Origin of the sequence: Streptomyces sp. AC558_RSS880 (genome assembly GCF_019049255.1) — a bacterium.
Classification (GTDB): domain Bacteria; phylum Actinomycetota; class Actinomycetes; order Streptomycetales; family Streptomycetaceae; genus Streptomyces.
In genome coordinates, this window is the sequence record NZ_JAGMUJ010000022.1 from 26793 (window position 1) to 39101 (window position 12309).

Below are 12309 nucleotides of genomic sequence, written 5' to 3' on the forward strand. Positions count from 1 at the left end.
GACCGCCCGGGCCCGGCACGCCAGGGGTGGGGACGTGAGTCATGACACATTCCCCGGTGCGGCGCAAGCGCAACGCAGGCAAGCGTCCGGGGGCGGACATGCCGCAGCGCCCGGCGACGTCCATGACGTCATCGGGCACCGCGGCATTTCGATGTGCTGAGTGCTGAGAGTGTGCTGCTCGCTGCGACCGGGAACCGACTGCGAGTGCGAGCTGCGACTCAGGGAATCTCAGGAGGCGAGCACCTCGTCGAGCAGGGCCTCGGCCTTGTCCTCGTTGGTGTTCTCCGCGAGGGCGAGCTCGCTGACCAGAATCTGGCGCGCCTTGGCGAGCATGCGCTTCTCACCGGCGGAGAGTCCGCGCTCGCGCTCACGACGCCACAGGTCACGCACGACTTCCGCGACCTTGATGACATCGCCCGAGGCGAGCTTCTCCAGATTTGCCTTGTAACGACGGGACCAGTTCGTGGGCTCCTCGGCGTACGGAGCGCGCAGCACCTCGAAGACCCGGTCCAGCCCGTCCTGACCGACCACATCACGTACGCCGACGAACTCCGCATTGTCCGCTGGCACACGTACCGTCAGGTCACCCTGGGCGACCTTCAGCACCAAGTAGGTCTTGTCCACGCCTTTGATCTGGCGAGTTTCGATAGCCTCGATCAGCGCGGCCCCGTGATGGGGATAGACCACGGTGTCGCCAACCTTGAACGTCATGTGACAGGTACCCCTTCCGTGGCTATCCAGGGTAACACGGATACGGCGTCTTCTGAATGGCGTTTTCGCAGGTCAGGGCCATTCTCGGGGCTTGACAACAGCGACAGGAACGTGCTGCGGACGCCTAGCGGAAGCAGGTATTCGCAGGTCGGAGCGGCTCTTCGGCGCAAGCGAAACGCGTACGTTACACGCATCCGGAGCCCCGCACGAGCGGCTGAACGTCCCCATATGTCCGGTTCCAAGTGCTCGACTTCCGCTACTCCGTTCGGTGCGCGGAGCCGGGTTCCGGTCGAATCCGGAATTGATCACACGGTGCGAGGATGAGCGACCGGTGATCAATTTCGGAGCCCTCCGCTCATTCCTTCGCAAGAAATGCGCGATCACTATGGGAATGGCACGGGAGTACGACGTGAAAGTGACCCAAGTGACCGGTGAGTCACTTGCGCCTCAAGGCACGGAGTACGCCCGTTCCCGACCGCCGATGAGGCGGTGACGGGGGTTCCGGACACTCCTTCCCGGGCCGACGCGGGACGTCTCGGGAGGGTCGGGTGCGGCCGCGCGGGAACGGCTCGGTAACCTGAGGCCGCTGACAGACACTTAGGGCGGCTTCATCCGGTCGCCAAACGCTCGAGTCAAGGAGTTGCCGCCGCCGTGAGCAGCAGCCTTCGACGCGGCGCTCTCGCCGCCGCCGCCATCGCGTTCTCGATCGCCTCGCTCTCCGCGTGCGCGGCCGGCCACAACGCCCAGACCCTGGAGATCCAGCCGGACAACGCGTCGGCGACCGTCGGTGACATCAAGGTCCAGAACGCCACGGTCATCACCCAGCCCGACCTGGAGTCGACGGGCCCGGCGGTCGTCTCCGCCACGCTGTTCAACGAGGGCCGCACCGACCAGACGCTGGAGTCGGTCACCGTCCCCGGCACCGGCAAGACCGCCGAGCTGACCCCCGCCGAGGGCGGCAGCCTCACCGTCCCGGCCGGCGGCTCGCTGGTCCTCGGCGGCGAGGGCAACGCGGCCGCCGTCCTGCCCAGCAGCCGTGAGGCCGTCCGGGACGGCAACGCCCAGAAGATCACCTTCACCTTCAGCAAGACCGGTGACGTGAGCCTGCGCGCGCTCGTCTTCCCGGCCGAGCACTTCTTCGAGGAATGGGGCCCGACCGAGGCCGCGGCCGCGCCGGGCGCCTCGACGGAACCGTCGACGGACCCCTCGGCGGAGTCCTCCGGCGAACCGGCCGACGACACCACGGACGAGGCCACCGGCGCCCCGGAGAACACCGAGAACACCGAGAACGGCGAGTCGACGGAGACCGACGCCCCGTCGGGCACCGCGACCGACGCGGCCTCCGCAAGCGCGCAGGCCGGCCACTGATCACTCGCACAACACTGAAGGGCGGGACCCCGAACAGGGGCCCCGCCCTTCAGTGCGTCACCGCGGACAGTCATGCCACGTGTCACCGCGGACAGTCGTGCCACGTGTAACTGCGGGCAGTCGTGCCTCCCCCAGTGCCTGAAGGGCCTGGGAGGTGCCCCCAGGGCGGCACGGGTGGGCGCGGCGGCACCCCGCAAACGCCGGGCTGCGCAACCACCCCCGCCCAGCCCTGGCACCGGCACCGGCACCGCAGGCTTACGGCTCGAACTTGTACCCCAGCCCCCGCACCGTCACCAGGTACCGCGGCGCCCCCGGATCCGGCTCGATCTTCGCCCGCAGCCGCTTGACGTGCACGTCGAGCGTCTTGGTGTCGCCGACGTAGTCGGCACCCCACACCCGGTCGATGAGCTGCATCCGCGTCAGCACCCGCCCCGCGTTCCGCAGCAGCATCTCCAGCAGGTCGAACTCCTTCAGCGGCAGGTCGACCTTGGTGCCGCCCACGGTTACCACGTGCCGGTCGACGTCCATCCGCACCGGCCCGGCCTCCAGGGCCGCCGGAGCGACCTCCTCCGGCTCACCGCGCCGGCGCAGCACCGCGCGGATGCGCGCCACCAGCTCCCGCGAGGAGAACGGCTTGGTGACGTAGTCGTCGGCCCCTATTTCCAGGCCGACAACCTTGTCGATCTCGCTGTCCTTGGCGGTCACCATGATGACCGGGACGTTGGAACGGCCGCGCAGCTGGCGGCACACTTCGGTGCCCGGCAGCCCGGGCAGCATCAGGTCGAGCAGAACGAGGTCGGCGCCGTTGCGCTCGAACTCGTCGAGTCCGTCGGGCCCGGTGGTCGCGACGGCGACCTCGAAGCCCTCCTTGCGGAGCATGTACGACAGGGCGTCGGAGAAGGACTCCTCGTCCTCGACGACGAGCACTCGGGTCACGGAAGGACCTCCGGGGAGGGAAGCGTTTCGTACGCGGATGGATCGGAAGAGTGGGGGGATGGGTGGGACGGCCGTCCGGCCTCGCCGTCGAGGTCGTCGGTGTCGTCCCGGTGGGACATCTGATGGGCGCGGGCGCGGGCCGCACCGGCCTCCGGCAACCGCAGGGTGAAGGTGGAGCCCTGACCCTCGGCGCTCCACACCGTGACCTCCCCGCCGTGCGAGGCGGCCACGTGTTTCACGATCGCGAGGCCGAGCCCCGTACCGCCGGTGGCACGGGAGCGGGCCGGGTCGACGCGGTAGAAGCGCTCGAAGATGCGCTCCTTGTCCTTGTCGGAGATGCCGATGCCCTGGTCGGTCACCGCTATCTCGATCAGGTCCCCGCCGGGCTGGGCGACCGTACGGGCCGCGATGCCCACGCGGGTGCGGGCGGGTGAGTAGTTGACCGCGTTCTCGACGAGGTTGCCGAGCGCGGCGGCGAGCTGGCCGCGGTTGCCCCACACGTGCAGGTCGGCGGTGCCGCCCGCGGCCATGGTGATCTCCTTGGTGCCCGCCTGGTGCCGGCAGCGGTCGATCGCCTCGGCGACCAGCTCGTCGACGCGGATGGGTTCGGCGTCCTCCAGCGGGTCGTCGTTCTGCACCCGGGAGAGGTCGATGAGCTCCTGCACCAGGTTGGTCAGCCGGGTCGCCTCGATCTGCATCCGCCCGGCGAACCGTTCCACCGCCTCGGGGTCGTCGGAGGCGTCCATCACGGCCTCGGAGAGCAGCGAGAGCGCCCCGACGGGGGTCTTCAGCTCGTGGCTGACGTTGGCGACGAAGTCGCGTCGCACCGCCTCGATGCGACGGGCCTCGGTGAGGTCCTCGACGAGCAGCAGGACGAGCCGGGAGCCGAGCGGCGCGACCCGCGCGGACACCGCGAGGGCCTCGCCGCGTCCGGTCCCCCGGCGGGGCAGGTCCAGCTCGACCTGGCGTATCTCGCCGTCGCGCCGGGTGTCGCGGGCCATCTGCAGCATGGGCTCCACGGCGAGCTTGCCTCCGCGCACCAGTCCGAGGGCGTACGCGGCGGAGCTGGCCTTGACCACGCCGTCGGCCTCGTCGAGGACGACGGCGGACGAGCGCAGCACGGACAGGACGGTGTCCACCCCCGGCGGAAGCACCGGGTCCGTGTGCAGCGAGGTGCGCGTGGGGCGCCGCTGCTCGCGCTCACTGAAGCGGAACGCCAGCATGGCGATGACGCCGGTGAGCACTCCGGCGATCGCTGCCACTGCGGCGACCGCCGCGTTCACGTCCATGCTCCCAGGTTAGGCATGGCGCGGCCGGTACCCACAGCCGTCGGCGGCCGAGCTCGAACACTCGTCGCCCAGAGTTCACCTTGGAGCCAGGGATGGTTCATTTGGGGTGACGGAATCGGACGCGTACGGGCCTGAACGTGGGAGCGTGGGGAGGAGACCAGGCCCCTGAAGCCCGGACAGAGACGCACGAGAGGAACCCTGATGCGGGACGCGTACCACGAGGAACTGGATTCGATCGGCGACGGTCTGGTGGAGATGGCCCGGCTGGTCGGGTCGGCGATCGGACGCGCCACGACGGCCATCCTCGACGCCGATCTGAAGCTGGCGGAGAGCGTGATCGAGGCCGACCAGAAGGTCGACGAGCTCCAGCACGACCTGGAGGCCCGGGCCATCGCCCTGCTGGCCCGCCAGCAGCCGGTGGCGACCGACCTGCGCATAGTCGTCACCTCGCTGCGGATGTCGGCCGACCTGGAGCGCTCGGGCGACCTGGCCCAGCACGTGGCGAAGCTGGCCCGGCTGCGCTACCCGGAGCGCGCGGTCCCGCAGGACCTGCACGCCACCATCCTGGAGATGGGCCAGCTCGCGCAGCGCCTGATGGCGAAGGCGGCCGAGGTGATCATCACCAAGGACGTCGACCTGGCGCTCCAGCTGGAGCAGGACGACGACGCGATGGACCTGCTGCACCGCACCCTCTTCCAGCACCTGATCGACGACCGCTGGAAGCACGGCATCGAGACGGCCGTCGACGTCACGCTGCTGGGCCGCTACTACGAGCGCTTCGCCGACCACGCGGTCTCGGTCGCCAAGCGGGTGGTGTACCTGGTCACCGGCGAGCACGCGGACGAGATCCAGGCGGACCTGCAGCCGGAGATCCAGGCGGTCAAGGGGGCGGAAGAGGCCTGATCGGGGGCGTACCCGCGCGACGGGGCCCGGCCGGAGGGCGTACGAGCCTCGATGCGCCGTTGATGCGCCCGGCGGAGCGGGCGTGCAATGGGGGCAGGTGTGCACAGGTGCCAGCCCCGAGGAGGGACCCATGGCCGATTCCCCCAGCACGACACCCGACCCCGCGCGGGAGCGCGAGACCGAGCAGCCCGCCGAGATCAGGAACCTCACGCTGATCGCCGCCTGCGGCTGCGGCTCGGGCTGCGGTTGCGGCTGTCAGTCGGGCAGCCCCTGCCAGTGCGGCTGACGCCGTACGCACCCGGCCCGCCACCGACCGAGGACCCCGGCACCCGCGACGGGTGCCGGGGTCCTCGGCGTGCCGGTGGGTGCGGTGGCGCGCAGGATGGGAGATGGGTGACAGCCTCGCGACTCGCACTCGCACTCGCACTCGCACTCGCACTCGCACTCGCAACTCATAACTCGCGACCCGGAAGTCGGAAGGAGGTGCGGGTCATGACCCAGTTCATGGACGTCCACCACGGCGTGGAGGGCCTCACGGAGGAGAAGCTGCAGCAGGCCCACGCGGCCGACCTCGCGATACAGCAGGAAGAGGGTGTCCACTTCCGGCAGGCGTGGGCGGACCCGGAGTCCGGCACGATCTACTGCCTCTCCGAGGCCCCTTCCGCCGATGCGGTCCAGCGCGTCCACGAACGCACCGGTCACAAGGCGGACGAGATCCACGCGGTGACGCTGTCGGTCTGACCGGGAGGTTCGCGGAGGTTCGCATGCCCGCGGGGGCCGGCGCCTCTCAGGAGGCACTGACCTCCGGGGCCTTCTCCACCACGACCGCTTCCTTCTCCGGAAGCCCCTCCGCCGGAAGCTCCTCTTCCGGAAGCCGCCGCATCAGCAGCCCGTACCCGAGGCCGGCCACCGTCCCGACGACGGCGCACATCCCCCACAGCCACTCGGCGCCCCAGTGGTCGATCACGAAACCGGACATCAACGGGGCGACGAGGGAGGCGACCGCCCAGGACATGGTGTACATGCCCTGGTAGCGCCCACGCCCGTGCGCCGGGGAGAGGCGGACGACGAGCCCGGTCTGGGTCGGCGCGTTGACGATCTCGGCCAGCGTCCACACGCACACGGTGAGGACGAAGACGCCGACCGACCCGGCGAAGGCGGTGAGCCCGAAGCCGTATCCGGCGAGCAGCGAGGAGATCACCAGCAGCCGCCCGGGGTCCCGGTGCTCGATGAACCGGGTGACGGGAATCTGCAGGACGACGATCAGCACGCCGTTGACGGCGATGGCCATGCCGTAGTCCGCGGGCGTGAACCCGGCCTCCCCCATGGCGACCGGCAGCCCCAGGTACCCCTGCTGGAAGACGAGGGCGATGAGGAAGGACAGCCCGACGACGCTCATGAAGCGCCCGTCGCGCAGCACGGTCCCGAGCGAGACGGCCCCGCTCCCCGCGGAGGCGTCCGGGGCGTCCTTGCCACCCGGCCGGGACTCGGGCAGCTTCACGAAGACGAGTACGGCGCAGACCAGCGTCATGCCCCCCTCGATCAGGAACCCGGCGAGGTAGCTGTACTCGGCGATGAACCCGGCCGCCGCGGAGGAGATCGCGAAGCCGAGGTTGATGGCCCAGTAGTTGAGCGAGAAGGCCCGGATACGGTCCTCCGGCCGCACGATGTCGGCCATCATCGCCTGCACGGCCGGCCGGGAGGCGTTGGAGGCCATGCCCACGAGGAAGGCGACGGCGGCGATGCCGACCGGATCGCGCACGAACCCCAGAGCCGCCACGGACACGGCCGTGGAGACCTGCGCCACGAGCAGCGTGGGCCGCCGCCCCAGCCGGTCGGTCATCACCCCGGCACCCAGGGACGAGATCACCCCGCCGAGCCCGTGCAGCGCGGCGACGAGCCCGGCGTAGGAGGCGGAGTACCCCCGGTCGAGCGTCAGATAGAGCGCCATGAAGGTGGCGACGAACCCACCGAGCCGGTTGACGAGGGTGCTGGTCCACAGCCACCAGAACTCACGGGGAAGCCCCGAGACGGACTCACGCGCGGCACGTCTCAGTCCGGCGACTGACATGGGACCCCCGTAGAAGATGTAAGTGTCTGATGCGGCAGGCACAACTTACAAATGCGTGCTCTGCGGGGGCCACTCAATTAACAGATCCCGTCAACCGTCCGCCAAGCGGGCAGGGCGCGCGGCCCGCACAGGACGTCGATTACGCTCGGGCACATGGCCGACGCACCGTACAAGCTGATCCTCCTCCGCCACGGCGAGAGCGAGTGGAACGAGAAGAACCTGTTCACCGGCTGGGTGGACGTCAACCTCACCCCGAAGGGCGAGAAGGAGGCGACGCGCGGCGGCGAGCTGCTCAAGGACGCCGGCCTGCTGCCCGACGTGCTCCACACCTCCCTCCAGAAGCGCGCGATCCGCACCGCGCAGCTCGCACTGGAGGCCGCCGACCGCCTGTGGATCCCGGTGAACCGCAGCTGGCGCCTGAACGAGCGTCACTACGGCGCCCTCCAGGGCAAGGACAAGGCGCAGACCCTCGCGGAGTTCGGCGAGGAGCAGTTCATGCTGTGGCGCCGCTCCTACGACACCCCGCCGCCGGCGCTCTCCAACGACGCCGAGTACTCCCAGTTCTCCGACCCGCGCTACGCGACCCTCCCGCCGGAGCTGCGCCCGCAGACGGAGTGCCTGAAGGACGTCGTCGTCCGGATGCTCCCGTACTGGTTCGACTCGATCGTCCCCGACCTCCTGGCCAACCGCACGGTCCTGGTCGCCGCCCACGGCAACAGCCTGCGCGCCCTGGTCAAGCACCTCGACGGCATCTCGGACGCCGACATCGCGGGCCTGAACATCCCGACGGGCATCCCGCTGTACTACGAGCTCGACTCCGACTTCAAGCCGGTCACCCCCGGCGGCAAGTACCTCGACCCGGAGGCGGCCGCGGCGGCGATCGAGGCGGTCAAGAACCAGGGCAAGAAGAAGTAAGCCCACGCTTTCAAGGCCCCTGCCTGCGGTTTCCTCGCAGGTAGGGGCCTTGTTTGCTACGCCGGGGCCGCCTCTGGACCGCCGAGGGCGCCGCCACTCGCTAGGCTCCGGGGTCCCTGACGGGCCCGTGCCTTCGCTCACTGCGATCTGAGTTCTTCCACCTCTCCGGCGGCCCGGTGTGCTCCGGCCGCGATCAGCCGGGCCACGCTCAAGGGCGCGCAGAGCACGGCGGCCGACGGCATGGGGACAGCCCAGTAGGACCCGGCTCCATACGCCGGTTGATCGACGACGTCCAGCCGAGGCACCCCCAGGTAGGTGCCGCGTCCCAGACAGTCCACCTCCTGTGCACGCCAGTCCTCCGCCGCCGCACGCCATGTCACCGGCACGCTGCCCGGCACGAGTGCGTAGTACCGGAGTCCGTACGCATCACAGATGACGGGACCACCGTCGAGGACCTCGTCGAGGAAGGCGTCGGTCTCCTGGGGATCGGCGGTCTCCGCCGCTGCGGACACCAGGCGCCCCGGGATACGCACCGCGGAGAACAGAGTGCCGAGGGGAAGCAAGGCGATCCCGTGCTCCTGCCACTCCTCACGGGCCCGACTGGGGCACGAGTGCGCGGACAGCAGCCAGTGCTCGACGGCCAGTCGCCGATCAGCGGCCAAGTGCACGGTCACGCCGGAGTCCGTCTCGACCGGCCTCAGAGCGCGTCGCGCTCCCGCAGCAGGCGACCTGATCGATTCCTCTGCACGATGTGTATTCACACGGTGATGATGAGTGAGCAGGGAGAGGGTGAACCAGGTCGTTCCGTGGCCATGCGCGGCCACGTCGCGGCCATGGCCGCAGGCGGGGGCGATGACACCACAGACTGGGCCCATGAGTCGCAACGACGCATTGAGAGCGGCGAGGCTCAAGGCCGGTTGGCGCACCATTGAGCAAGCAGCCACTCGGCTCACCGAGCACGGACAACGCCTGCTAGGCGACCGGCACTTCACCGTATCGGCGCGTACGTGGCGCCGCTGGGAGGGCGGCCGCCCTGGCTGGCCGCCCGAGGAGACCGCCGTCGTCATCCACGACGCGTTGGGCCGCTGGCCGGAGGAACTGGGCTTCACCACGCCGCCCGGATGGATCCGCCCGGAGCAGCACGAAGGCGAACAGGTGAAGCGCCGTACCTTCGTGTCCGTCACCGCTGCGGCCCTCGTGTCGGGTCCAATTGCACCGCAGTACGTCGATCCGGCTCTCATCGACTACTTCGTACAGCAGTTGGAAGGGCACTACCGGGCCGACATGTTCCTCGGCCCCCACGACCTGATCGGCACCGTTTCCGCGCAGTACCAGCTCATCGACAAGCTGATCCGCTCCGCCGAGGGTGAGACCCGACGGGGTCTGCTCAGAGCCGGCGCGGCCTACGCGGCCCTGGTCGGCTGGCTGTACCAGGACGCGGGTGACCTGAACGGCTCGGCCTTCTGGCGAGGCATCACCCAGGAGATCGCCGTCCGCTCCCGGGAACCGCACCTGATCGGCTACGCCCTCGTCAACCAGGCGCAGGTCCGCACCGACCTCGGTGACGGCCGCGCGGTCGTCGACCTGTGCGAGGCCGTCCTGGAGAACTCGAGCCGCATGGTGCCGAAGGTGCGCATCATGGCCCTTCAGCAGCAGGCTCACGGTGCCAGCCTCACCGGCGACCGCGCCGCCGTCGACCAACTCATCGACCAGGCCGACGCCCTGCTGCCCCGGGTGGACGACGACCTGCCCTGGGGCAACGCCTGCCGTCGCACACCCGCCTACCTGGAAGTCCAACGCGCCACCTGTTACGGCCGACTGGGACTCGGCCATGAGGCCCTCTCTCTGTGGAATCAGATCCTCACGTCCGTCCCGGAGACGGCCCGGAGAGACCGAGGCGTCTACCTGGCACGTCACGCCACGGCTGCGGCCAAAGCCGGTGAGCCCGACCAGGCGTGGGAGATCGCGCGACCCGCGGTTGACATCGCCGCGGAGACCAGGTCGGCTCGTATGCGCAGAGAGCTCGGAAGCCTCCGACAGGCAATGCAGCCGTGGCAGGATGCCCCCGTCGGCCGGGATCTGTGGGGAGCCCTGGCGCACGTGACCGAGGGGGGCTGATCGTGGCGGAGGCACCAGTGCCGCTGACCGAGGACGAGATCGAGTCGGCCCTGCACGATGCTCCCGGCTGGCGACGCGACGGCGACAAAATCACCCGCGCATTCGGCATCCGCTACCACGGGGGCGTGGCGCTGATCGTCCACGTCGCCGACATCGAACGCCTCATCGGCCACCACGCCGACATCGACCTGCGTTGGGACCACGTCCGGTTCGCCATCACCACCCACGACGCCGACCACAAACTGACGTCTGCGGACTTCGACTTGGCCCACCGCATCGACACCATCGCCCGGGCCCACGGTGCGGATCCGCTGAGCGTCTGACCTCGGACTGCAGCGACGCGTACAGAAAAGCCAATCACGGCCACTGCCAACCATCACCTGGGACCGGGCACAGCACCTGAATCCCACTGAGTTACAACCTTCTTCACGGGTTCAAGGCGGCGCGCTCGGCGGCTGCGGGCATGAGGTGGGAAGACACCCTCTGTGGCTGGGGCGGCCGACTCCACGGCTTTAGGCAGCCACTTTGGGGCGAGCCTCTAAGATCTTGACCCCAACGTCGTGCTTTAACGGGCAGGTCCACAGACTGCCCGACTCGCCATCAGCTTACGGGGCCAAGATCACTCGCCCCAAAGCAGCTCCACCGACCTTCAATCCGACACTTCGCCACTCTTTACGAAATGTGACCTGCCAGGCAGTTGCCCCTTGATAGCCATCATGAGCAATTTTTGGGCTGCGGTTTTCATGCCCCGGAGAATCTGCCACTGAAAAGAAGCCTCTGGCGGCATTATGAAAGAGCTAAACCTGAAAGAACCGGGGGCCACCTCGGCCCCATGAAGGCGTCCAGTGTGCACCGTCTTGGAACGACTCCCATAAACCCGACGCAAGGATTCGGCACCCTCTTGACCGACTGCCAGCTTCAGAGTCTCAAAGAACTTATCTCCGATATTGACGTGATTTCGGCAAACTCCACAACGCTGTTCATGGAACAACATCAGTGAAATTGCCTCTACAGTCGACACGTAAGAGACCAGTGCCAAGCTAGGATGGCGACCTTCTATCCGAAGACCCTCCATGTACATGGAAACCGCAGTTTGCAGCTTGGTTCGCTTATTCAGCCGGATCCATGCGTCAGCGAGCCGATCTGCCACTTCAAACGCGGGAAGTTCGTCCATGGCTGGTGCAGTTTTCATATCCGGATCCAATCGGATCCACGGTGGATGATCAGGCAGGCGACGTTCCCCCCACTCCAAGGGGGCAGGGGGTTCCATTACGTCAATCAGAACACCCCAGACAAGCGACAAGAATGCGGCCAGCTTGCCGAGCTGTTCAGCCGCTAAAGGTTGAGCACCGCCCCAGTCGTAACCGAGACTAGAACCACGAACAGTGATAGGGACCGTCGGTCGGAAAGACCAGGAGCTCATGGTGTGAACGGGCGCACGTTCCACATTCCAGAAGTAGCGCTCCATAGAAAGAAGCTCAACTCCCGGCAGCTTGAACCCTTGAGATAGACGGCGAGGTATAGCCTCACTGTACACCGACGTGGAATCTCCAATGATCGCCGACCATTTATGAGTCTGATCTTTTTCCTCAAGTCCAGCGGTGGCCTTTTCTGCAGCCTCTCGAAAATTATCTACAAGTTTGAGGTTTACTACTTCATTCCCGCACACCCATACTTCGATGACATCTTCGGGAAGGGGAACGATAATCAGGCGAGTATCAAATTCCTCACAATCGGTTGACACGCGCACTTCGACAAAGGGACCCATTTCCCCACCCGCTCGCGTTCCATGCCCGGAAATGCTGGAGATTTCCTTCAGGTGTGCAACTAGCCGTGAGATCCACTCGTCACCCCTGGACTGCCAAGGTACGGAAAATTTGCCCAGCGGTCGGTACCACTCGTAATTCATTTTCCACCCCGCCTACTGTGAGGGGACCAGTTACGTCACCCCAACATCATCACCAGCGCCTTTGGTGGTGTCACCAGATTTTCGAAGCC

The 12309-nt window shown here is 67.8% G+C and carries 13 protein-coding genes; 7 read left to right on the forward strand and 6 right to left on the reverse strand.

The window, feature by feature from the left end:
* Window positions 1–228: 228 nt before the first annotated feature.
* Window positions 229–711: a CarD family transcriptional regulator gene (locus tag KUM38_RS08395; protein ID WP_003953493.1), complete on the reverse strand. Its 483-nt coding sequence runs from the start codon at window positions 709–711 to the stop codon at window positions 229–231.
* 651 nt (window positions 712–1362) lie between these two features.
* Here KUM38_RS08395 and KUM38_RS08400 point away from each other — a divergent pair.
* Window positions 1363–2079, forward strand: coding sequence for a copper chaperone PCu(A)C (locus KUM38_RS08400; RefSeq protein WP_217128658.1), 717 nt, complete (start codon window positions 1363–1365; stop codon window positions 2077–2079).
* A gap of 255 nt (window positions 2080–2334) precedes the next feature.
* Here KUM38_RS08400 and KUM38_RS08405 read toward each other — a convergent pair whose 3' ends face one another.
* Window positions 2335–3015, reverse strand: coding sequence for a response regulator transcription factor (locus tag KUM38_RS08405; RefSeq protein WP_030829297.1), 681 nt, complete (start codon window positions 3013–3015; stop codon window positions 2335–2337).
* A complete protein-coding gene (locus tag KUM38_RS08410; protein ID WP_217128659.1) occupies window positions 3012–4304 on the reverse strand; it encodes a cell wall metabolism sensor histidine kinase WalK in 1293 nt (430 codons plus the stop codon). The genes KUM38_RS08405 and KUM38_RS08410 overlap by 4 nt, the downstream gene beginning before the upstream one ends.
* A gap of 201 nt (window positions 4305–4505) precedes the next feature.
* Here KUM38_RS08410 and phoU point away from each other — a divergent pair, with 201 nt between their 5' ends.
* The 3 genes from phoU to KUM38_RS08425 all read left to right on the forward strand — a co-directional run bounded on the left by phoU (window position 4506) and on the right by KUM38_RS08425 (window position 5948).
* Window positions 4506–5207, forward strand: a complete 702-nt coding sequence (gene phoU / locus KUM38_RS08415) for a phosphate signaling complex protein PhoU (RefSeq protein WP_217128660.1) — start codon at window positions 4506–4508, stop codon at window positions 5205–5207.
* Between the two features lie 130 nt (window positions 5208–5337).
* On the forward strand, window positions 5338–5493 hold the full coding sequence (locus tag KUM38_RS08420) for a hypothetical protein (RefSeq protein WP_217128661.1): 156 nt from the start codon (window positions 5338–5340) through the stop codon (window positions 5491–5493).
* A gap of 206 nt (window positions 5494–5699) precedes the next feature.
* A complete protein-coding gene (locus tag KUM38_RS08425; RefSeq protein ID WP_217128662.1) occupies window positions 5700–5948 on the forward strand; it encodes an SCO4226 family nickel-binding protein in 249 nt (82 codons plus the stop codon).
* A 46-nt stretch (window positions 5949–5994) separates the two neighbouring features.
* On the opposite strand, the gene KUM38_RS08430 is transcribed toward KUM38_RS08425, so the two are convergent.
* Window positions 5995–7278: an MFS transporter gene (locus KUM38_RS08430; RefSeq protein ID WP_217128663.1), complete on the reverse strand. Its 1284-nt coding sequence runs from the start codon at window positions 7276–7278 to the stop codon at window positions 5995–5997.
* A gap of 153 nt (window positions 7279–7431) precedes the next feature.
* Here KUM38_RS08430 and KUM38_RS08435 point away from each other — a divergent pair, with 153 nt between their 5' ends.
* Window positions 7432–8193, forward strand: a complete 762-nt coding sequence (locus KUM38_RS08435; protein ID WP_217128664.1) for a phosphoglyceromutase — start codon at window positions 7432–7434, stop codon at window positions 8191–8193.
* Window positions 8194–8330: 137 nt separating this feature from the next.
* Here the strand turns inward: KUM38_RS08435 and KUM38_RS08440 are convergent, their stop codons facing one another.
* Complete coding sequence (locus KUM38_RS08440; RefSeq protein ID WP_308408926.1) at window positions 8331–8867, reverse strand: hypothetical protein; 537 nt, start codon at window positions 8865–8867, stop codon at window positions 8331–8333.
* A gap of 199 nt (window positions 8868–9066) precedes the next feature.
* Here KUM38_RS08440 and KUM38_RS08445 point away from each other — a divergent pair, with 199 nt between their 5' ends.
* Window positions 9067–10311, forward strand: a complete 1245-nt coding sequence (locus tag KUM38_RS08445) for a Twin-arginine translocation pathway signal (RefSeq protein ID WP_217128665.1) — start codon at window positions 9067–9069, stop codon at window positions 10309–10311.
* A 2-nt stretch (window positions 10312–10313) separates the two neighbouring features.
* Window positions 10314–10634, forward strand: a complete 321-nt coding sequence (locus KUM38_RS08450) for a 4a-hydroxytetrahydrobiopterin dehydratase (protein WP_217128666.1) — start codon at window positions 10314–10316, stop codon at window positions 10632–10634.
* 326 nt (window positions 10635–10960) lie between these two features.
* On the opposite strand, the gene KUM38_RS08455 is transcribed toward KUM38_RS08450, so the two are convergent.
* Window positions 10961–12220, reverse strand: a complete 1260-nt coding sequence (locus tag KUM38_RS08455) for a hypothetical protein (RefSeq protein ID WP_217128667.1) — start codon at window positions 12218–12220, stop codon at window positions 10961–10963.
* Window positions 12221–12309: the final 89 nt, after the last annotated feature.